A 20,430-nucleotide genomic window follows, 5' to 3' on the forward strand; every position below is an offset into this window, starting at 1 on the left:
CAAATCCCCGGCATCTTCTTTTATCTTCAGCGCCTTGTTGTAGTAATCAACAGCCACATCAAACTGCCGTTGCTCTTGGGCTACCATGCCCAGGTGGTGATATTCATCAGCAGCACTGTACAAATCCCCGGCATCTTCATATATCTTCAGCGCCTTGTTGTAGTAATCAACAGCCACATCAAACTGCCGTTGTTTTTGGGCTACCATGCCCAGTTGGTGATAGTCACTAGCAGCACTGTACAAATCCCCGGCATCTTCTTTTATCTTCAGCGCCTTGTTGTAGTAATCAACAGCCACATCAAACTGCCGTTGTTCTTCGGCTACGATGCCTAAATTATGATTAGCAGTGGCAATTGTGCCATTCACTGAAGGGTCATTTACAGCTATCAGTTCATCCAGAATTTCTTGATATATTTTCCTTGCCCCTTCCAAGTCAGCACTTTTAACCGCTTCATTGGCATCCGCAACCCGTAGATATATCCAGAAATCTAGAGCATCTTCACCCTTTGCTTTGGCATCTGTCAAATGAATACCAATATGCCTCAGCGTCCGTTGTCGCAGTGACTTAAATTCGGGTTTGCGCCCTAAACGCTTATACACTTCTCCCAAGGCTTGCAGAATTGATTGTGCATAAGCCCATTCCTGCTGATGTTTAGCAAGGCGCAGATTTTGCAACAAATTTGGTTCTTCCACCCGCAGCACAAAAGTTGCCAGTTCTGCGTTGCTGATGAGTTTCTCACGGTAGTTTTCAGCCAACGTTGCGTAAAAAATCAGCAACTTTTTTTCGAGTTCGTTAATCACCTCCTGGGAAGTAATTGTGTTTAACTGCTGGCGCAAATACCAAGGTAGTGCTGGGTGAATTTTGTAGATACTCTCACCCAACAAATATTCCACAATACCCGCGGCGGCGGCTTCATTAAGAATCTGCAACCAATCAGCTTTTTGCAAGTTCTCCCCAAACACCGCCCCATAAGCTTGTCCAGAGCTATCATCAGGATTTTCTGAAAACAGATGCAGCCAATTTGCATCAACCCGTTCCAAAAACAGCGCCAAAAATGGTAAATGCTGACGTGTTCGTTCTGACAACTTCGCAAAGGAATAATCCAACGACACAGTAAGAGATTTTTCTCTCCCTTCTTCCTCTTGTCCCCTAAAAGTATCCAACCCCCGCCGCAACGCCTCAATTAACTGCACGGGTGTCTGTGTCTTTAAATGCGGCAACACCACCCGCAAAGACAACGGATGTCCCCCCAACAATTTCAACAATTCCAAATACTCTGCTGGTAGGTTCTTTCTCTCCACACCCACCGTTTGCAAAATCTTCGCGGCTAACTCTTGGGCATCCGCTTGAGACAACCCCCGCAAGTTGATTAAACTATACCTACAATCCAACCAAGCTTCTTCGCGGCGACTGGTAATTAATACCCAAGATTTACCACCCCGCAATTCCTTAAGAAACCGCTTCAGCTTGTTTCTTTCTTCCCCACTCAATAATGGTTCATTCCCCGTAGGGAAACCGTTTACAGGTTCAAAGTTATCCCAAATCAACAAGCAAGGATTAGTTTGCAGATATTGCCGCACTACATCCTCTTGCTTATCTGGCATCATTTGGGAAAATTTCTCCCCTCCTAACGCCCTACCAATTTGGTTAATTACCTGACTCAACCCCGCACCCTGTTCAAAAGAGGTGAAGAAAATATGTTCACGTCCTTGAGTGTCATCCAACCACCGGGCGAAACCTGCGGCTAACTCAGTTTTACCAACGCCGCCCATTCCCTGCACCAAAACCAGATGATTTTGCCGAAATGCTCTCTCTAAACGCAAAATCTCATAATCCCGCCCAATAAAACCATAAGCACTTTCATCAGGTAAACCTACAGCTTTGCTGCTTTCTGGGGTGTTGTCTGCTTGTGCCATCAAATCAGCAAAACTGGGTGCTGTCTTTTTAGGAACAAAAGGCGTATAGGGTTCTTGCTGATACAACACCGGCACAAGCCAATCTTGTAAAGGTAAATTTCCTTTGGGACTGGGGCGCATTTTGTCAATAGACATGGATTTACGCCCTGCTGCAACTGCTGTGGCGATACACTCTCCCCTGACTAATTCTCCATACAACCGCCCAATAAAGTGTTCTGCACCTTTGGCGTAAACTGAATACGCCATCGCTACTACACCCTTAGCCCCCAACTTCACCAACTGTCCCGCCACAGAAGAAAAAGCTTCTTCGCCTACTTGTCCAGACTTGCAAGCATTCAGCACAAAAATCGGCACACGGCAATCTGTTAAATATTGGGCAATTTCCCTAGCGCTGACAGCTTGCTCATTTCCCTGTTCATCCTCAAAGACTAAAACTCCCTGTGTCTCGCTGTCAAAATTTCCATGTCCATCAAAATGGACGATATGATAAAAACCCTTATTCGCTTGCAGTTCTGCTTCAAATGCTTTCAAGCTAGGGGGACGCAATACCTTAAGATTGACTCGCTGACGTATCGGTTGCAGCGCCGCCAGTAGTGGACGGGCAATGGTTTTAAACCCAACGTCTTGCTCATCGTAAGGACGGGCAATAACTAGTAAAATATTCAGTTGGTCATTGGGCATTGCTGGCAATGGTGCTTTTACGCCCTGACTGCTGAGACTGCGATACATTCCCGCCAGTGAAGGTGCAAGAAATTGATAGTCGGGGGAATATAGCAACTCCCAAGGCAAGTTCAGCACTTCGGCGTTATCAGAAATGATGCTCAGTTCACATTTATCTAGACCTTCCCGTGTCGCTTCCTGAAAAAACTCTCTTCCTTTCTCTGTACTGCGAAATACTAGCTCAAATAAATGTTGTCCCCAATGCTGTAATTTTTGTTCAATTTTTACAGCGTTATCTGGAAAAATACCGTAAGGGAACTTTAGATAATCTTCTAAATACCAGCGCAATTCAGCCGCGTTTTCTTTATCGAAGGGTTGCTGGAAGGCGACTTCTGACGCAAAACGAGGACTTTCATATCCGCGTTGCCAAGAAAGTTGGATTTTGTCGTTTTGATGCGTAATCCGCAACCAATTCTGCGCCATAGCTACCGCCAACACTAGTTAATGTGATGCTACCTTATCCTAGTAATTCACGCGGAGGTTAGCTGATTACGCAAATGAAATCAGCTAATTTGCGTCAAATCGTGGTGAATTGAGGGTTTAAATTTAAACGCATAGGCGCTTCTCTACGAGACGCTACGCGAACGCCTTCCCGCAGGGTAGGTTCGCAAAGGTAAACGCAAAGGGGCGCAGAGAATTTGCTACGAATTAATCAAATGTTATACTAAGCTTTTCATTCAGTACAGATACAGCGATAATTTACTCAAATCATCACCGAGTTATTTCATGCTGCCAGTTATTGAAAGCATTGTATTACGTCAAATGGCTTCGGGCGATCGCCTCTACTTACAACTATACAAATTCATCGGCGCTCAACCTGGTAAAAAGGTTTATATTCAATCTAATCTGCACGGTGCAGAAATTGCTGGTAATGCCGTTATTCACCAGCTAATTGAGTTTTTATTAACAATAAATGATACGGATTTAACTGGAGAAATTTGGCTGGTTCCCGTTTGTAATCCAATGGGGATGAATGAACGCGCTCATCATTTTTCTCCTGGACGATATTGCATTTACGAAGCTAAAGACTGGAATCGCATCTTTTGGGACTACGAGAAAGAAGCTGATGATTTAGTAGCTTTTACCAAATCTCAACTTCATATTGATCTAGATGTCGTTCGACAAAATTATTTAACTATAATTAAGCAACAATTTGCGAAGGTTTTAGAAAAAATTAATTCTCCTAGTGGTGTTCCTTACACTGAAGTTTTTAGCAGCAAACTACAAAATATCAGTTTAGATGCAGACTACTTAATTGACTTACATAGTTCTACAAATCAAGCTTTAGACTATATTTATTACTTCCAAAATCGAGAAGACAGTGCAAAATACTTCGGGTTTGATTTCGGAGTTTTACTTGATAAATACGATGGTGATGCTTTTGATGAAGCTTTTATCAAACCTTGGTTAGCACTGGAAGCTTGTTTTAAAGATTTGGGTAGAGAAATCAAGTTTGATGTGGAAGCTTGGACACTGGAATTAGGAACAGGAATGCAAATAAACCCTAATTCAGTCGCTAAATGTGTACGGGGTGTAAAAAATTATTTAGTGCAAAAAGGTGTACTACAAAGTCCTAATTTATCGGATGACACAAAAACCCATGAAATGACTTTTGCATCTAGCAGTAATCGGAAAAAATATTATGCGATCGCAGGTGGTATGATTCAATCCAGAATTGAACTAGGTAGTTCTGTAAAAGCTGGAGAAAAATTGTATCAAATTCTCAGTTTTAATAAAGAAGGTAAGCTACCTAGTGTAATTGATGTCTGCGCTCAACAAGATGGATTGGTTTATGATGTCGCAACTAATCAAGCTGTGAATGAAGGTGAGTTTGTACTGGGAGTTATTAGTTAAGAGTGAGGAGTGAGGAGTTAGGAGTTATAAGTTTTTTAACTCCTCACTCAGCACTCAGCACTGACTTCAGTCTCCTAAATAAATACCCATACCACGAGCGGTTTTAACCAAGGTACCATTGGGATCGACGGCGCTATATTGAGCGATCGCTTCGGTAATTGGTACACTTAATACTTGGCGATTTTGCCATGTCACCATGCGATCGTATTTACCTTCGGCAATTAGATTAACCGCCGCAACGCCAAAGGCTGTAGCAACTAATCTATCTAGTGGTGAAGCAGTTCCACCTCGTTGAATGTGTCCTAAAACAGTGACTCGCGTTTCTACACCAATGTGCTCAATAATTTTATCTGCTAAATATTCGCCAATTCCACCGTATCGAGATTGACCTAAGCGATTTGTAACCGTCACATTCTCCCCATCGTGGGTACGAACCGCTTCGGAAACAATAATCAAACAATAGTTTTTGCCTTTCTCTTGGCGTTCTTTGATTTTGTGGCAAATGTGCTCAACTGTGTAAGGAATTTCGGGAATTAAAATTACATTTGCTCCCCCCGCAATCCCCGCAGCTATTGCTATGTGTCCTGCGTCACGCCCCATTACTTCCAAAATCATGACTCGGCTATGACTTGCAGCAGTAAAATGTAATCGATCTAGTGCTTCTGTGGCAATATTGACTGCTGTATCAAAACCGATGGCGTGTTCAGTAACGCCGATATCGTTATCAATTGTTTTGGGAATACCTACTAGATTAATGCCACCTTGTTGGGCGAGACGGCGGAGAATTGCCAAGCTACCATCACCGCCAATACCAATCAAAGCATCTAAACCTAGCTCATGATAACCTGCAATGATTTCTTCGGAGCGATTGCATAAACTTCCATCCGCCATTGGAAAAGCGAAAGGGTCGCCTTTATTGGTTGTCCCTAACATTGTGCCACCCGCAGTTAACAGCGAGTCAACTTGATCAACTTCCAGCTTTGTGAATTGTGGCGGACGCGCCATTAATCCTAAAGTCGCTTGACGAATTCCCAAAACTTCCCAGCCGTAAGTATCCACAGCGCAATTTACTACAGCCCTAATCACAGCATTTAAACCAGAACAATCACCTCCACTGGTAAGAATTCCTATGCGTTTGCGTTCTCCCATCTCTTTTATTGACATTTTGATTCAAATATATTGAGTAGTCGATGAAACTTAAGCCAAAGTTAGCAGCAAATTAAATCTAAGCAAATGCACTCCTTATAAATGCCAAAGTAATTTTATGTTTGTTTTGTATCTAAAAACAAAACAAAGTTATCTCAGCTGTAAAATATAGGTGTAGAGCCAGTAGTAGATTAAACCTCGGCAAAAACAATCCCTAAAAATGCCAGGGTAATTTTATGCTTGTTTTGTGTCTAAGAAAAAACCAAGTTATCCCAGCTGTAAAATATGAGGGTGGAGCCAAAGGTGACTAGTATTGAAAATTACAACTTCTCTTTTTCAGGAGAAGTAAGCATCCCACAAGCTCCTCCTGAATTTAAATCAGGTTTCATCGGCATTGTTGGTCGTCCAAATGTCGGTAAATCTACTTTGATGAATCAATTGGTAGGACAAAAAATTGCTATTACATCACCAGTAGCGCAAACAACACGTAACCGTTTGCGCGGCATTTTGACTACACCAGAGGCGCAGTTAATATTTGTAGATACACCAGGAATTCATAAGCCCCATCATCAATTGGGTGAAGTACTGGTGCAAAATGCCAAAATTGCCATTGAATCGGTAGATGTAGTGCTATTTGTGGTAGATGGAGCCGTGGCTTGTGGATCAGGCGATCGCTATATTGCCGAATTGCTCAGTCGCAGTAAAACCCCGGTGATTCTGGGCGTGAACAAAACCGACCAACAACCGCCCGATTCTCAGTTTCTAGATGATAGTTACGCTCAGATGGCCCAGTCCCATGAATGGGAAATCGTGAAATTTTCTGCCAAGACTAGTGCAGGATTACCGCAACTTCAAGAATTATTAATTGAACATTTAGAAATTGGGCCATTATACTATCCGCCAGACTTGGTAACTGACCAGCCAGAACGCTTTATTATGGGTGAATTAATCCGAGAACAAATTTTATTATTGACTCGTGAAGAAGTACCCCATTCAGTAGCGATCGCTATTGATTTAGTAGAAGAAACTCCCAGCATTACTCGTGTACTTGCTACCATCAACGTTGAGCGCGATTCCCAAAAAGGCATACTTATTGGCAAAGGCGGAGCAATGCTCAAAGCAATTGGTAGCGAAGCTCGCGAACAAATCCAAAAGTTAATTTCTGGTAAAGTTTACCTCGAATTGTTTGTCAAAGTCCAGCCAAAATGGCGACAGTCGCGGATCAGTTTAGCAGAGTTAGGCTATCGCGTGGAAGAATAGAAAAGTTAGGAGTTGAAAGTTAGTAGTTTTAAACTAAAAACTTATGATAACTTTTAACTCTTAACTCGGACAATTTTAGATTTTTCCTTCAATCCAAAATCCAAAATTCAAAATCTAAAATTGAATGACTCCTAACTCCTAAATAATAAAAATGTCTTTAGATATTCGCTATCCCTTGAATTTACCAGCCAATGCTCCGCCGTTGCGCGTGTTAATTGTCGAAGACGATCCAATGATGCAACTAGGATTAGAGCAATCGTTAATGGCTCATCCTCAGTTAGAGATAGTTGGACAAGCCGAAGATGGTTATTTGGGAGTTCAAGCAGCACTGCAACTGAAACCTGATTTGGTGGTGATGGATATTGGATTGCCGCGATTGGATGGCATTGCCGCGACACAGCAAATTAAGGCGGCGTTGCCAGCAACTCATGTGGTGATGCTGACATCTCATCAAACAGAGACAGAAATTATTGCGGCACTATCTAGCGGTGCAGATGCATATTGTATAAAAGGCGCAAGTGTGGAACGATTGTTAAGTGCGATCGCAGCCGCAGTTGATGGTGCAGCCTATCTCGATCCCCAAATTGCGCGGCGAGTGATTGACAATCTCAAACCGCCTACACCCACCAGCAACAACGCCAACTTATCTGGGCGAGAGTTAGAAGTACTGAAACTCATGGTAGACGGTTTGAGTAACCCAGAGATTGCCGAAAAACTCTATCTCAGTCCCAACACCATCAAAACTCACGTCCGAGGGATTATGAATAAATTAGCAGTAGACGATCGCGTGCAAGCAGCAGTTGTGGCACTACGTTCTGGATTGGTTTAGCAAACAAATGCAGCAAAATACAGAGACAAACCTCAGCAAAAGTCAGATTACTGCTGTATCCAAACTTAGAAAGTGTAGGATTTATGAGTGAATATTTCAACCCCATTTACAAGTAAAAGCGTACTTATGTACGCCTTTCTAGCCGATTCATTTGTTGCCAAGATTTTTGAAAAATAGTCTACCTCAATGCGTTTTAGTTAAAAGAGTTTGTGAATTGATTCGGGTCTAGATTAGCAGGAAATAATAAAATTTCCTTACCTTCTAAGTTTGCCTTCTGGTGAAGCAAAATTGCCTTTTCCAAATAACAATATTTAATTGGAACCCATCTGTCGCTATAAAAGTAGACAGTTACTCGGCTCATTGCATACTCTTTCAACGGCAGTGGAAGAGACCAGGACGAGTCCACAGTTTGAACCTTACCTGTTGAGTCCATGCTTTGAACCTCATTTATGTAAGTATATATACTTTCACTCACCAGGATGATTCAAAGAAACTGTCATAAGTAATAAGAATTTACCTTGAAACTGAATCTTTAGGTAAAAGTTAGAATACTTAAAACTGACCTAATGGTCCCAGGAATACAACTGTTTATCGACCTTAGCCCTAAATGCGATCGCTATTTCTTGCGTGTCAGCAGCTTAGATTATACCCACGCATAGCCCACTACCATAGTGGTTACTGAGATTAGGGAACTCCAAAAAATAAATTATCCTAATTTCTGGACTCAACACGACTGTTGCTCCCCCCTGCTTCCTGCTCCCTGCTCCCCTGCCAAGAAAGCGATGGGATATTTTTTAGTTGGAAGTCCCTTAGCTTTCTTCCCTTCTTCTACTAGTGTTGATGCACTCGCTCCAGTAACCATAACGAAGCAACAGTACCCACAAAGTGAGCAGCAATCCCAGTGATGTCTGCCACAACCACAAAAACATCCATCGGTCGAATAATGTTATAGGGGTTGGTGATTGCCACTCCTGGAGGTTGGGATATAGATTTTGCGACTAGCACGAACACGGTTGAACCAGCACCTAAGAGAGTTAATAATATTCCTACTAAACCCACAATTATCCCCAGTCGGAGGATTTTAGTTGTATTTGGCTTACTGGGATGCAAAGCTGGATTGGAATTTTCTAAAGCTTTGCCTATGTGAGTGTAACGAAAGTTCCAATAGAGACTGAATAACAATAGTACAATTCCACAGACAGCCCAAAATATGCCAATTCCAAGACCAGCATTCTGTTGCTGAACAAATTCACGACCAGTCAAGGCAAACAACAAAGCTAAGACAGAAACCACTCCAATTGCCAATTGTATCCAGAAAGTAATCCAGCCTGTAAGGCGAATAGTATTACCAATTCCTCGTGTTTCTGGTGCTAGCGATCGCGCTTCTGATTCAGTTTGCATATAAATTACCATTAAATTTAATTGCCTTATGCCCCTATTGCCAAGAATATTTCCTCAGTTCGCCTCATACCCCCACCCCTAGACATAATCACCTCAAAATCTTAAGGAATAAAATCTTAATGGGCATTGGGGATTAGGATAAGAGTTGTTTTCCAGTCCCCAGTGCCCATAATTGAAAATCCTGCCAAACGATGAAAAGTTTTCAAACTCAGGGACGATGAGGAATTAGCAACTAAATTGACAAAATCACACTATAAAGAGTGATATTAAGCGAGAGATAGCGCTTGTAAAGGACTAACGGGCATGATTAAATCTTGGATGGTGATTGGGGGTGTAGCTTTCTTAGTTGCTTTAGCAGCTAACGTGATTACGCCTAGCGATCGCCAATGGTTCAAGCGCTTACAACGACCGAGATGGCTAACTTTTGAGGGTGCGATTCCAATTATCTGGACTGTAATATTTATTTGCGGTGCTTGGTCGGCTTATATTGTCTGGGAAAAAGATCCAGGAAGCACCTCAACTTGGTTAATCATGGGTTTATATCTGCTGTTAGAAATTATTACCATTGCCTATACGCCTGTAATGTTTAGGCTTCGCAGTCTGAAAGTGGGAACAATTCTCGGTGGTGCAGGTTTTATCATTTGTGCTTTCTTAATACTTGCAGTCTTAAGTATTTCTGGTTGGGCAGCATTGCTACTAATTCCTTATTTGCTGTGGAGTCCCATTGGTACTTATACCACTTGGCAGATGATTAGTCTCAATCCTCAAGATGCCTAAGATTCGCACCAGCGAATGATTCAACCTGTGCCCTAACTTGTCAAACTTGCAGTGTATGACTTGACAAAATACACAAACAAGAGTGCATTATGATTCCATCTTGGATAATAATTGGGGCTGTAACTTTCTTCATCGCCCTAGGTAGTTTCTTGATCACGCCGCGTGATGTTAAATGGTTTGCAAAGTTAAGTCGACCTCGCTGGCTAGTTTTTGAGCCATTGATTCCCCTTATCTGGACTGTGATTTTTATTTGCGGTGCAGCTTCAGCCTATATTGTCTGGGAAAAAAATCCCGGAAGCCTAGTTACTTGGCTACTAATGGCTTTGTACCTCTTGGTGGAAATTATCACCGTCGCCTACATACCTATAATGTTGAGGTTTCGCAGTCTCAAAGCCGGGGAAGTTCTTGGGCTAATCGGTTTGATTTCAGGTGTTGTCCTTGCAATCTGCGTTTTGCCGATTTCTCTAATGGCGGCGCTGTTACTCCTTCCCTATCTAATTTGGACTCCTATTGGTACTTACACTACCGACGAGTTAAAAGAGTTAAATCCTCAAGATGCATAACGCATCTATGCAAGACGGCCATAACGTGCTGTGGCAGGATTGGCTGGATTGGATTGATTATTCAGCCAAGCCCACATTTGATCGCCAATAGAAAAATGCCACCATTCTCTGGGATTGCGTTGAAAGCCCGCCTTTAACATTACATCTTGCAATAGCTGACGGTGAGCATGATAATTTTGCGCTTCTGGGCGATCGCTATTGGCATAATAATCGGGATGCGATCGCTCTGACATTTCATCAATCGGCGAACCCATATTCACTATTTGCCCTGCATCATCTACTAGCGTTACATCTACCGCCGCACCTGTACTATGAGGAGGGGGAGTTTTTTCATCTAAACTTGGCACAGCCCAAATTGTATAAACCGCTTCCCAAACCTCTTGGCGTTGGTTTGGTGATAACTCCACCTCAGTCAGTCCTCTATCCTGCACTGCTTGGGCGAAGCTGTAATCTACCATAAACTGCTGGACTGCTACTGGACGATAAGCATCAAAAATTTGAATACGCCAGTTGGGATGCAGAACATCAAGGTAATTTTGCGCTTGGAACAAATTTTCAATAATGCTTTGACGGAGATAATAGGGGGAGTGTTCGCCATAGGGCGCACCCAATTTTTCATAAGGATGGGGAGATTCCACGGCAAATAATTCTAAAGGAATCGCCATTAGCGGTTCACAACACTCAAAAATTGGGATTTGATGATAAGGCCTCATGTGAATAATTCGTAATGACGCTCCTGCGTCGCTACCGCTGCGCTAACGTAATTCGTAATTCGTAATTATTACCCCATGCTGTACATTAGGCAATTGCCAAATCATAATGTAAAACTAAAATGTAATCAAACGTGGATAAGGATTTTTAGCGGTAGTTTCCCATATTGTCCGCAGCCTGATTCCGTCTGCATCAGGTAATATTCAATCTACCTTAAGCTGTTGACCAAATTTACAGTTTTTTTTAATTACGAATTACGAATTACGAATTACGAATTATTTTAATGCTCAATCAAAACCAAACACCTTTATTAGATGCCCTAAAAGCCAATGCAGCAAGACCCCATGCGCCTTTTTACACTCCAGGACATAAACAAGGTGAGGGAATTTCTCAATCCTTGGCTGATTTACTTGGCAAAGCTGTCTTTCGCGCTGATTTAACCGAATTAGCAGATTTAGATAATCTCTTTGCGCCCCAAGGCGTTATTCAAGAAGCACAACAACTGGCGGCTGAGGCATTTGGCGCGTTGCAAACATGGTTCCTTGTCAATGGTTCTACCTGTGGGATTGAAGCGGCAATTCTCGCTACCTGTGGGACGGGCGATAAAATTATTCTGCCTCGAAATGTGCATTCTTCTGTGATCGCAGGTTTAATTCTCTCCGGTGCAATACCCATTTTTCTGAATCCTGAATATGACCCAGTTTTAGATATTGCCCACAGTATCACACCTGAAGCTGTGCAAGTTGCACTCCAACAACATCCAGATGCCAAAGCAGTGTTGACAGTTTACCCAACATATTACGGCGTTTGTGGAGATTTGAGTGCGATCGCCAACATTACTCATCAATACAATATCCCTCTACTCGTAGATGAGGCACACGGCGCACACTTTGCCTTTCATCCAGAATTACCCACTCCAGCCTTAGCCGCAGGAGCAGATTTAACTGTACAATCCATCCATAAAGTACTCGGTGCGATGACACAAGCATCGATGCTGCACATCCAAGGTAACAGGATAGATTGCGATCGCATCAGTAAAGCTTTGCAACTTGTACAATCTACCAGTCCTAGTTATTTACTTTTAGCTTCTTTAGATGCAGCGCGTCAGCAAATGGCACTCCAGGGAAAAATACTGATGTCTCGCACTTTGCAACTTGCTGAAGAAGCTAGAACCAGAATCAGTCAAATTCCTGGATTATCTGTTTTAGAAATCTCGGCTTTGGGGGGATCTTCCGGCTTTGTAGCTTTAGACGAAACGCGATTAACTGTCACTGTTTCTGGTTTAGGTTTAACCGGATTTGAAGTAGATGAAATTCTTGATGAAAAATTTGCTGTCACTGCTGAATTCGCCTCACTGCAACATCTCACCTTTATCATTAGTTTAGGCAACACCCCAACCGATATTGCGCAATTAGTGCAAGGTTTTACCACTCTTGCCAAAGAATATCGCCGAATCAACTTGACTCTTAAAAACCAGGTTTGGCAAAATCTGGGCAAAACACTGGATTATGCTTTACATTTTTCACCCCGTGAAGCCTTTTTTGCTGTCAGTGAAATACTACCTTTGACACAAACCAATAAACGTATCTGTGCTGAAATCATCTGTCCCTATCCCCCAGGAATTCCTGTGTTAATGCCGGGAGAAGTCATTACCAAATCTGTTCTTGACTATCTGCAACAAATTCAGGCGATGGGAGGTTTTATCAGCGGTTGCGCTGATACTAGCCTCAAAACTTTGAAAGTTGTGAAATAATCTCCAAACTCCAAGCTTTTTAATTATTTTTGATAAAATTTAATTTATTTCCAGGTTTAGGATTAATTGCTGTAGTGTTTGGTTTATTTCGCTACAAACGCAATCAAGCAACTTGTCTAAAATAATCAGAAATTTTTGGCAGCATGGCGCATGACGCGAACTTATTACAGATTTTCGCTCATGCGCTATTTCCTTGCTCCCTACCTTCTACAATAAGGATAGACTTTATTGAGATTTGTATAGTTGGGGATCAGCTGTCATGGCTCCCGCCGTTTTAATTCAAAATCTGCAAAAACGCTACGGCACGGTAGTTGCCGTCCAGGATGTTTCCTTTCAGGTAGAACCAGGAGAAATTTTTGGTTTACTTGGCCCCAACGGTGCTGGTAAAACTACTACCTTGCGTGCTTTATGTACACTCACCACACCGGATGCGGGCAAAATCGAAGTATCTGGCATCTCTGTGTTGGATAATCCGAGAGTGGCGAGACAACGACTAGGCTACGTAGCTCAGGAAGTTGCTATAGATAAGGTGCTGACTGGAAAAGAATTGCTGCAATTGCAAGCAGCACTTTATCATCTCCCAAGCGCACTAGCCAAACAGCGCATTGAGACAGTCTTAGATTTACTGGGTTTGCAAGAATACGCTAATAAAAAAACAGGAACCTATTCCGGGGGTTTACGCAAGCGCCTAGACTTGGCTGCTGGGTTGCTCCATGCACCGGATGTTCTGGTGTTGGATGAGCCAACTGTTGGGCTTGATATAGAAACCCGTTTTGTGGTGTGGGATTTCCTGAGAAAATTACGCGCCTCTGGGACGACGGTAGTAATTACCAGCCATTACTTAGAAGAGATTGACGCTTTAGCCGATCGCGTGGCAATTATAGATCGCGGCATCGTGATTGCCAGTGGCACACCTTCACAATTAAAAGATCAAGTAGGGGGCGATCGCATCACCTTGCGAATCCGCGAGTTTTCCCCCATTGAGGAAGCAGAAATTGCCAAAAACCTGTTGCAATCTTTGTCCTTTGTCCAAGAAGTCATCATCAACAGCGCTCAAGGTAATTCTCTCAACTTGGTAGTGACACCTCAGAACGATGTTCTGATTAACATACAGCAATCGCTGAATACCGCTGGCTTGCCCATATTTGGCATTGCCCAATCTCGCCCCAGCCTCGATGATGTTTACCTCGCCGCGACAGGACGCACACTGATGGATGCAGAACTGGCAGCTGTTGCCACTCGCGATCCCAAGGCTGAGAAGAAGCAGAATATGAGATAGGGAATGGGGAATGGGGAATGGGACTAATTTCTAATGCCCAATCTAAAATCCAAAATCCAAAATCCAAAATTGCTATGAGCGTTACTCCTAAATCTGATATCAATTGGCAGCCGCTAGCATCGCCACAAGCAGATGCTAATGCTGCACCTAACTTTTTCGGTGAATTGGTACAAGAGACGTTGGCTTTAACTCGTCGCTTGTTTATTCAGTTGCAACGCCGTCCTTCATCTTTAGTTGCCGGAATTATTCAGCCAGTGATGTGGTTGATACTGTTTGGCGCTTTGTTCCAAAATGCTCCCAAGGGTATATTTGGCAATACAACCAATTACGGTCAATTTTTGGCTGCCGGCATAATTGTGTTTACAGCCTTTGCTGGGGCGCTGAATGCTGGTTTACCGGTAATGTTTGACCGCGAGTTCGGCTTTTTGAATCGTTTGCTGGTTGCACCGTTAGCATCACGGTTTTCCATTGTCTTTGCTTCGGCAATCTTCATCATCAGCCAAAGTTTGCTGCAAGCAGCGGTGATTGTAGCAGCGGCGGCGTTCTTGGGGGCAGGATTACCCGATGCAGCGGGTTTAAGTGCGATCGCTCTAATTGTCTTCCTCTTAGCTTTGGGCGTAACAGCAATTTCCCTTGGTTTAGCTTTTGCTCTACCCGGACACATTGAATTGATTGCAGTAATTTTCGTCACTAACCTGCCATTATTGTTTGCTAGTACTGCCTTGGCTCCTCTATCCTTTATGCCTCAATGGTTGCAGGTTGTGGCTACCCTAAATCCTCTCAGCTATGCGATCGAACCAATTCGCTATCTCTATCTCCACAGTAGTTGGGGACTAGGTAGTGTAGTGATGCAGGCTCCTTGGGGCGATGTTACCTTTGGGGGAGCATTGCTGGTATTGTTTGGCTTTGCCATTGTCGCCTTACTAAGTATTCAGCCCCAACTGCGGCGGACTCTTGCTTAAAGAGATAAAATAGAGCAATTTTAGGGTCAAAATCCCATGAAAAAACCATTTTTACAAATTCCTAGACTATTTGTGGCTACCGTGGCAGGAATTAGCTTTGCTTCCTTGCTCATGGCTCAACCCAGTTCGGCTCAAGTCAGCCCAGCGGATTCTTTTCCCAGTAATAGTACAACAGACCAAAATACCGATCCATTTTCCCGCACGAACTCAGATAATTTCAACATGTTTGACCTGATTCATCGGGCGAATTTCGGGACTCTCAACTGGAATTCTGATCAACAGAACGAACAACTAGACTCAGCCGCAGCAGCCTTTAAAGCAAGGCAAGAAAAACTAATTCAAGGTCAACAGCAAGCAACTCCCCGTTCGCCATTGGTTATACCACAATCAGTGACACCACCATCAGTTACACCAGCATCAGGTAACTGAATTCAAATAAAGAACCCCAAGCCTCTGGAGGCTCGGGGCTAAGACTATTTAAAAAATCATTAGTTATCAGGTAAAAAACTACAGCCCAAGTGCAGCTAAAACATCGCTAGCATGGGTGGTAGTATTTACACTGGTGTCAACATGGGTAATTTTACCGCTGGGGTCAATTACATAGGTGACACGCTTGGCATAACCGCCACCATCCACATCGAAAGCTGTGATTAGGGATTTGTTGGTGTCAGCCAGTAGGGGAAAGTTTAAATTATATTTTTGGGTGAATGCTTGATGGGAGACTTCATCATCTGCACTGACTCCCAAGACTACAACATCTTTGCCTTGATATTGAGGCTGGGCATCCCGAAAGCTACAGGCTTGTTTGGTGCAGCCTGGCGTGTCATCTTTGGGGTAAAAATACAAAACGACGGTCTTTCCGGCAAAATCAGATAAAGAGACTGTGTTGCCGTTTGTATCTTTGGCGGTAAATGCAGGTGCATCCGTACCAACTGCTAGAGGCATAATTAACCTTTCCTGTTTCAGATTGTTGATGCACTTGAAATTTTACATTAATTTATAATGTTTAAATATAATTACTAAAAAATAGCAAAAGGTAACCAATTTTTGGTTAGATGGGGTAGTTGGTACAAGAAAAAATATATTCTTAGATTAATCTTTATCAGAAGAAAAATTTCTACCTATACACAATGCCTGCTGTTGATTCCCAAAACCCAAATATTTTTGTCTATCCTCAGAGCACAGTAGAAAGAGCCGAGCGATCGCTAGTGTGTTCACCTTTTAATTTATCTTTATTTGAAGTGATGGGACACCAGAGTGTGTCATTAACTGCGATCGCCCTGGAAAATGGACTCAAACAAGGCTATACTAAGCGTCCTTTATCAGAATTAGCCTGTGACAACGCCTTGGGCTGGCTAATCCAAGTGGGTGTATTGCGGCGAGAAGTCGATGGTCAAGGAATTACAGATAGTTTTCGCCTCACTCCTTTGGGTCGCCAGTTAGTGGAACAATATCAGGGAAAAAATTGGCGGACACCTTCATGGCGCGATCGTTTATCCGATATTGTGATTCGTTGGTTGCGGATACCTTTTTAGAATAAAAAACCAAAGAGTTAGGATTAGGCAATCAAAGGGAACAATATATACGGAAACATCACATCTATTCATGAAGTCTTTACCATAATCATCTAATTGAAATTTGTGATGGCGTTGGTAGCGAGTAAAGAAGGGAGACACGGAGAGGGAGAGACGCGGGGACGCGGAAAAATTATCAAATCCTCTCTCGTGTCCCCATGTCCCCGTTTCTTTTTTCCTCTTAAAAATTCACCCTGTATCTTGAAAACTAACTAATAGCAACTATGAAATCAATTATGGTAGTGGGGACAACATCCCATGCAGGGAAATCACTTTTAACTACAGCTATTTGTCGCATTCTGTCGCGGCGTGGCTGGCGGGTGGCTCCTTTTAAAGGTCAAAATATGGCTTTAAATGCTTATGTCACTGCCAGTGGTGGAGAAATTGGCTATGCCCAAGCAGTACAAGCTTGGGCTGCGGGAGTCGTACCTTGGGTAGAAATGAACCCAATTTTACTCAAACCCCAAGGGGATATGACTTCTCAAGTAATTATTAAAGGCAGGTCTGTAGGCAAGGTGAGTGCCTCAGATTACTACGAGCAATATTTTGAACTGGGGTGGCGGACAATTGAAGAATCGCTACAGCATTTAGGAACGGAATTTGACTTGCTGGTTTGTGAAGGTGCGGGTAGTCCAGCAGAGATTAACCTCAAGCACCGCGACTTAACTAATATGCGGGTGGCAAAACATTTGAACGCGCCAACCATGTTAGTGGTTGATATTGATCGGGGTGGCGCTTTTGCTCATGTTGTTGGAACCTTAGAGTTATTGGAACCGGATGAACGCGCCTTAATAAAGGGTGTAGTAATTAATAAGTTCCGAGGACAGCGATCGCTCCTAGATCCGGGGATAAAATGGTTAGAAGAACGCACGGGTATCCCCGTTATCGGTGTTATACCTTACCTACAAGAAGTTTTTCCAGCAGAAGATTCCCTTGATTTGCTAGAACGTCAATCGTCGTCAAATAAAGTCCAAACTGACCTCAACATTGCAGTCATCCGCTTACCAAGAATTGCCAACTTCACCGACTTTGACCCACTGGAATCAGAAAGTACAGTTTCAGTTAAATATTTAAGTCCTAAGCAAGATTTAGGACACCCCGATGCCGTGATTATCCCAGGTACAAAGACCACCATTGCTGATTTACTGCTGCTGCAAAAAAGCGGTATGGCAGAAGCTATCCAAAACTATGCTGCTTCTGGTGGAACTGTTTTAGGTATCTGCGGCGGCTATCAAATGCTTGGTCAAATCATCGCCGATCCAGAAGGTATAGAAGGACAAGCTGGTAGATATCAGGGGTTAAATCTTTTACCAATCAGAACTGTAATTACAGGGCAAAAAATTGCCCGCCAGCGCCAAGTTAGCTCAAATTATCCGCAACAGGGCTTGCCAGTTAATGGCTTTGAAATCCACCAAGGGCGATCGCGCATCGAACAGCAAGGCATAGATCCCCAATCCTACCATGCCCTATTTGACGATATTAATTTAGGATTAGTGGATAGTTGTCAATCTGTGTGGGGTAGTTATCTCCACGGGCTTTTTGACAACGGCCCTTGGCGACGGGCTTGGTTAAATCGCCTCCGTCAACAGCGGGGTTTAAAATCTTTGCCCACAGGTGTTGCTAACTATCGGGAACAGCGAGAGCAGATTTTGGATTCTTTAGCCACTGAAGTTGAAAGCCATTTAGACTTAAGTCTGTTTTTGTCTTAAGCTAAAATGCGTTGGAGTGTCATTAGTCATTGGTCATTTGTCATTTGCAAATGACCAATAACAAAGGACAACTCTTAGGAGTCAATACTAAATTAAATGCGTAACATTGATGGTTGTTCGTGTCCGCTTTTTACCAGATGATGTCACAGTAGATGCCGAAGTGGGAGAAGCCCTCTTAGATGTAGCAGACCGGGCTGGAGTATTTATTCCCACCGGTTGTCTCATGGGGTCTTGTCACGCTTGCACCGTCGAATTAGAAGATGGAGAGATCATCCGCGCTTGTATCACCGCAGTCCCGCCACGCGACGAATTAACGATTAATTTGTTTAGTGACCCAACTTGGTAGTTTTTTTACCCTCTAAGTTCAAAATGTCAGACGAAGAAGTAGAGGAGAACAAACAAGATGAGTAAGCTTAAATACCAAATGGTTATTCAGTGGTCTGATGAAGATGGTTGCTTCTTAGTAGGATTCCCTGATTTTCCAGGACAGCGCTGGCGGACTCATGGAGATACTTACGAGTTGGCTGTGGTAAATGGAATTGAAGCTTTAGAGTCTCTAATTATTGCTTACGAAGCTGTAGGTGATCCACTTCCAGAACCAACAGTAAGTAGAGTGCGTTAACGCGATTGAGTAGGTGGTAACTAATGCTGCACAATTTGCGCGATCGCAGGTTATTTTGGTTAAGATAGCATTTTTACGTATTATTACTGTGCTTTTTATTGTTATAAATTTGTATATTCATCCATGAGTGTGCGCCTGAAATATTATAAAGTCGGGCGATCAAACTTGGTAGTTCTTACTAGCCTCAAAAATTGCCAAAACCATTGATTATCTTTGAGGGTTAGGGGCAAGTGAAGAGTTCCAGTACACCTGTAAAATTATTTGAAGAATTTATTATGATTCAAAAACAGAAATTTCAGAGTTTTAATCATACAGAGAAGCTAGTCAATAATTATAGTTTCCAAATTGGCGAAATTATCACAGGAAAAATAGTGTTTTTTGAGATCCTTCCTCTCGTATCTCCAGGACTGCCTGATAAATTTGTAGAAAAAAACTCTGAAGTTAGGTTGGAGGGAAGAGTTCATAAAGTTAATAATACAGGTGAGGTTGTCTCAGTTACTTTGTTAACAGAAATTAATCTTCCTTCAAATGATCCAATGGCTTACAAGAAAGGTGATGTAATCAGTCTAGATAATATGAAATCTTACTCTATTTCACTAGTCGAATAGTCAAATCTAAAACTGAAGTCATTCTTAGTTATTAAGGTTAATATGCCAAACAAGATTTTGTGTATGCTAAAAAATTTGTAGATAGTCGAACTCGCAACAAGTGTCGATGATTGCACCTTCTCTAACCCTTAAAAAATTCCTATTTTTCCTTCAGACAGCAAGAAACTTTTACACCTTGTTCCTTGCTGCCTGTTTTTGCTATCTATATCAATTAGCTTTAACATTCAGCGCATATTCTTTAAACCTTTCCAAATCAGCTTGAATCGTCGATTCAACTATCCGCCCCAAAAATAAGTTATCCATAATTTTGCCAATCATGCCGGGGATGGCGTAGGAAATGGTCATTTTGACAACGCTACTACCGTGGCGATCGTAAAAGCGAATTGCTCCCTGATTCGGCAAACCATCAACAGATTCCCATTGGATAATTTGGTTGGGAACAACTTTAAGAATTCGGGATTTCCAATTAAATTCTAGACTGCCCGTCTTTAATTTCCAAAGAGATATATCTGGATTATCTGGCGGAATTTTCACCGAATCAATCCATTTCATCCATCGGGGCATTTGCTCTAAATCAGCCCAAAGGCTCCATACTAAATCTATGGGAGCTTCTACTTCTACCTGCACAGTATGCTCTAACCAATCTGACATTCTCTCTTTTTCCTTCGCGTCCTACTTTTCGAGAAGCCACTTCGTGTCTACGCGTCCTTTGCGGTAGTCTGCGGCAAGTCACTGCGTGTCTAAG

General features: G+C 42.7%; 20 protein-coding genes. 14 read left to right on the forward strand and 6 right to left on the reverse strand.

All coding sequences use genetic code 11. From position 1 onward, the window contains the following. Nucleotides 1-3,060, reverse strand: a 3,060-nt coding sequence (locus F8R90_RS00475; protein ID WP_196508661.1) for a CHAT domain-containing protein, incomplete at its 3' end; no start/stop codon positions are given. A gap of 303 nt (nt 3,061-3,363) precedes the next feature. Here F8R90_RS00475 and F8R90_RS00480 point away from each other — a divergent pair. After that, nucleotides 3,364-4,491: a succinylglutamate desuccinylase/aspartoacylase family protein gene (locus F8R90_RS00480; protein ID WP_196508663.1), complete on the forward strand. Its 1,128-nt coding sequence runs from the start codon at nt 3,364-3,366 to the stop codon at nt 4,489-4,491. 66 nt (nt 4,492-4,557) lie between these two features. On the opposite strand, the gene F8R90_RS00485 is transcribed toward F8R90_RS00480, so the two are convergent. Further along, the gene (locus F8R90_RS00485) at nt 4,558-5,640 is read right to left on the reverse strand and encodes an ATP-dependent 6-phosphofructokinase (protein ID WP_196508694.1); all 1,083 of its coding nucleotides are present in this window, start codon (nt 5,638-5,640) and stop codon (nt 4,558-4,560) included. A 282-nt stretch (nt 5,641-5,922) separates the two neighbouring features. Between F8R90_RS00485 and era the strand changes: the two genes are divergently transcribed. Beyond that, the gene (gene era, locus F8R90_RS00490; RefSeq protein ID WP_196508665.1) at nt 5,923-6,897 is read left to right on the forward strand and encodes a GTPase Era; all 975 of its coding nucleotides are present in this window, start codon (nt 5,923-5,925) and stop codon (nt 6,895-6,897) included. A 151-nt stretch (nt 6,898-7,048) separates the two neighbouring features. Next, a complete protein-coding gene (locus tag F8R90_RS00495; RefSeq protein WP_174710379.1) occupies nt 7,049-7,726 on the forward strand; it encodes a response regulator in 678 nt (225 codons plus the stop codon). A gap of 831 nt (nt 7,727-8,557) precedes the next feature. Here F8R90_RS00495 and F8R90_RS00500 read toward each other — a convergent pair. Continuing rightward, nucleotides 8,558-9,127, reverse strand: a complete 570-nt coding sequence (locus F8R90_RS00500; RefSeq protein ID WP_196508666.1) for a DUF3611 family protein — start codon at nt 9,125-9,127, stop codon at nt 8,558-8,560. A 303-nt stretch (nt 9,128-9,430) separates the two neighbouring features. Between F8R90_RS00500 and F8R90_RS00505 the strand changes: the two genes are divergently transcribed. Both F8R90_RS00505 and F8R90_RS00510 read left to right on the forward strand, forming a co-directional pair. Continuing rightward, nucleotides 9,431-9,904, forward strand: coding sequence for a TspO/MBR family protein (locus F8R90_RS00505; protein ID WP_196508668.1), 474 nt, complete (start codon nt 9,431-9,433; stop codon nt 9,902-9,904). Between the two features lie 89 nt (nt 9,905-9,993). Beyond that, the gene (locus tag F8R90_RS00510) at nt 9,994-10,467 is read left to right on the forward strand and encodes a TspO/MBR family protein (protein ID WP_190894042.1); all 474 of its coding nucleotides are present in this window, start codon (nt 9,994-9,996) and stop codon (nt 10,465-10,467) included. 5 nt (nt 10,468-10,472) lie between these two features. On the opposite strand, the gene F8R90_RS00515 is transcribed toward F8R90_RS00510, so the two are convergent. Further along, nucleotides 10,473-11,180, reverse strand: a complete 708-nt coding sequence (locus F8R90_RS00515) for a M15 family metallopeptidase (RefSeq protein ID WP_196508670.1) — start codon at nt 11,178-11,180, stop codon at nt 10,473-10,475. Nucleotides 11,181-11,461: 281 nt separating this feature from the next. Between F8R90_RS00515 and F8R90_RS00520 the strand changes: the two genes are divergently transcribed. The 4 genes from F8R90_RS00520 (at nt 11,462) to F8R90_RS00535 (ending at nt 15,601) form a co-directional block, all read left to right on the forward strand. Further along, nucleotides 11,462-12,931, forward strand: a complete 1,470-nt coding sequence (locus F8R90_RS00520; RefSeq protein WP_196508671.1) for an aminotransferase class I/II-fold pyridoxal phosphate-dependent enzyme — start codon at nt 11,462-11,464, stop codon at nt 12,929-12,931. 259 nt (nt 12,932-13,190) lie between these two features. Beyond that, a complete protein-coding gene (locus tag F8R90_RS00525) occupies nt 13,191-14,210 on the forward strand; it encodes an ABC transporter ATP-binding protein (protein ID WP_196508673.1) in 1,020 nt (339 codons plus the stop codon). Nucleotides 14,211-14,284: 74 nt separating this feature from the next. After that, on the forward strand, nt 14,285-15,172 hold the full coding sequence (locus tag F8R90_RS00530) for an ABC transporter permease (protein WP_196508697.1): 888 nt from the start codon (nt 14,285-14,287) through the stop codon (nt 15,170-15,172). Nucleotides 15,173-15,208: 36 nt separating this feature from the next. Next, nucleotides 15,209-15,601: a hypothetical protein gene (locus tag F8R90_RS00535; RefSeq protein ID WP_196508675.1), complete on the forward strand. Its 393-nt coding sequence runs from the start codon at nt 15,209-15,211 to the stop codon at nt 15,599-15,601. Nucleotides 15,602-15,679: 78 nt separating this feature from the next. Here the strand turns inward: F8R90_RS00535 and F8R90_RS00540 are convergent, their stop codons facing one another. Next, nucleotides 15,680-16,117 (reverse strand): peroxiredoxin, encoded by a 438-nt coding sequence (locus tag F8R90_RS00540; protein WP_196508677.1) that lies wholly within the window; start codon nt 16,115-16,117, stop codon nt 15,680-15,682. Nucleotides 16,118-16,302: 185 nt separating this feature from the next. Between F8R90_RS00540 and F8R90_RS00545 the strand changes: the two genes are divergently transcribed. The 5 genes from F8R90_RS00545 (at nt 16,303) to F8R90_RS00565 (ending at nt 19,685) form a co-directional block, all read left to right on the forward strand. After that, a complete protein-coding gene (locus tag F8R90_RS00545; RefSeq protein ID WP_196508679.1) occupies nt 16,303-16,707 on the forward strand; it encodes an Npun_F0494 family protein in 405 nt (134 codons plus the stop codon). A gap of 263 nt (nt 16,708-16,970) precedes the next feature. Next, complete coding sequence (cobQ, locus tag F8R90_RS00550; RefSeq protein ID WP_196508681.1) at nt 16,971-18,455, forward strand: cobyric acid synthase CobQ; 1,485 nt, start codon at nt 16,971-16,973, stop codon at nt 18,453-18,455. Nucleotides 18,456-18,564: 109 nt separating this feature from the next. Continuing rightward, nucleotides 18,565-18,801 (forward strand): 2Fe-2S iron-sulfur cluster-binding protein, encoded by a 237-nt coding sequence (locus F8R90_RS00555; RefSeq protein ID WP_196508683.1) that lies wholly within the window; start codon nt 18,565-18,567, stop codon nt 18,799-18,801. Nucleotides 18,802-18,858: 57 nt separating this feature from the next. Further along, nucleotides 18,859-19,077, forward strand: coding sequence for a type II toxin-antitoxin system HicB family antitoxin (locus tag F8R90_RS00560; protein ID WP_196508685.1), 219 nt, complete (start codon nt 18,859-18,861; stop codon nt 19,075-19,077). A 275-nt stretch (nt 19,078-19,352) separates the two neighbouring features. Continuing rightward, nucleotides 19,353-19,685: a hypothetical protein gene (locus F8R90_RS00565; protein WP_196508687.1), complete on the forward strand. Its 333-nt coding sequence runs from the start codon at nt 19,353-19,355 to the stop codon at nt 19,683-19,685. A gap of 207 nt (nt 19,686-19,892) precedes the next feature. Here F8R90_RS00565 and F8R90_RS00570 read toward each other — a convergent pair whose 3' ends face one another. Beyond that, nucleotides 19,893-20,336 (reverse strand): SRPBCC family protein, encoded by a 444-nt coding sequence (locus F8R90_RS00570; RefSeq protein WP_190894029.1) that lies wholly within the window; start codon nt 20,334-20,336, stop codon nt 19,893-19,895. Nucleotides 20,337-20,430: the final 94 nt, after the last annotated feature.

Origin of the sequence: Nostoc sp. NZL, assembly GCF_015714705.1 — a bacterium.
Classification (GTDB): domain Bacteria; phylum Cyanobacteriota; class Cyanobacteriia; order Cyanobacteriales; family Nostocaceae; genus Nostoc; species Nostoc foliaceum_A.

Excerpts from the sequence above, each read along its gene's own strand:
- F8R90_RS00515 (WP_196508670.1), bottom strand. The coding sequence starts at position 11,180 with ATGAGGCCTTATCATCAAATCCCAATTTTTGAGTGTTGTGAACCGCTA.
- F8R90_RS00570 (WP_190894029.1), bottom strand. The coding sequence starts at position 20,336 with ATGTCAGATTGGTTAGAGCATACTGTGCAGGTAGAAGTAGAAGCTCCC.
- era (WP_196508665.1), top strand. The coding sequence starts at position 5,923 with ATGAGGGTGGAGCCAAAGGTGACTAGTATTGAAAATTACAACTTCTCT.
- F8R90_RS00480 (WP_196508663.1), top strand. The coding sequence starts at position 3,364 with ATGCTGCCAGTTATTGAAAGCATTGTATTACGTCAAATGGCTTCGGGC.
- F8R90_RS00555 (WP_196508683.1), top strand. The coding sequence starts at position 18,565 with ATGGTTGTTCGTGTCCGCTTTTTACCAGATGATGTCACAGTAGATGCC.
- F8R90_RS00505 (WP_196508668.1), top strand. The coding sequence starts at position 9,431 with ATGATTAAATCTTGGATGGTGATTGGGGGTGTAGCTTTCTTAGTTGCT.
- F8R90_RS00565 (WP_196508687.1), top strand. The coding sequence starts at position 19,353 with ATGATTCAAAAACAGAAATTTCAGAGTTTTAATCATACAGAGAAGCTA.
- F8R90_RS00560 (WP_196508685.1), top strand. The coding sequence starts at position 18,859 with ATGAGTAAGCTTAAATACCAAATGGTTATTCAGTGGTCTGATGAAGAT.
- F8R90_RS00510 (WP_190894042.1), top strand. The coding sequence starts at position 9,994 with ATGATTCCATCTTGGATAATAATTGGGGCTGTAACTTTCTTCATCGCC.
- F8R90_RS00545 (WP_196508679.1), top strand. The coding sequence starts at position 16,303 with ATGCCTGCTGTTGATTCCCAAAACCCAAATATTTTTGTCTATCCTCAG.
- F8R90_RS00485 (WP_196508694.1), bottom strand. The coding sequence starts at position 5,640 with ATGGGAGAACGCAAACGCATAGGAATTCTTACCAGTGGAGGTGATTGT.
- F8R90_RS00525 (WP_196508673.1), top strand. The coding sequence starts at position 13,191 with ATGGCTCCCGCCGTTTTAATTCAAAATCTGCAAAAACGCTACGGCACG.
- F8R90_RS00495 (WP_174710379.1), top strand. The coding sequence starts at position 7,049 with ATGTCTTTAGATATTCGCTATCCCTTGAATTTACCAGCCAATGCTCCG.
- F8R90_RS00530 (WP_196508697.1), top strand. The coding sequence starts at position 14,285 with ATGAGCGTTACTCCTAAATCTGATATCAATTGGCAGCCGCTAGCATCG.
- F8R90_RS00535 (WP_196508675.1), top strand. The coding sequence starts at position 15,209 with ATGAAAAAACCATTTTTACAAATTCCTAGACTATTTGTGGCTACCGTG.
- F8R90_RS00540 (WP_196508677.1), bottom strand. The coding sequence starts at position 16,117 with ATGCCTCTAGCAGTTGGTACGGATGCACCTGCATTTACCGCCAAAGAT.
- cobQ (WP_196508681.1), top strand. The coding sequence starts at position 16,971 with ATGAAATCAATTATGGTAGTGGGGACAACATCCCATGCAGGGAAATCA.
- F8R90_RS00520 (WP_196508671.1), top strand. The coding sequence starts at position 11,462 with ATGCTCAATCAAAACCAAACACCTTTATTAGATGCCCTAAAAGCCAAT.
- F8R90_RS00500 (WP_196508666.1), bottom strand. The coding sequence starts at position 9,127 with ATGCAAACTGAATCAGAAGCGCGATCGCTAGCACCAGAAACACGAGGA.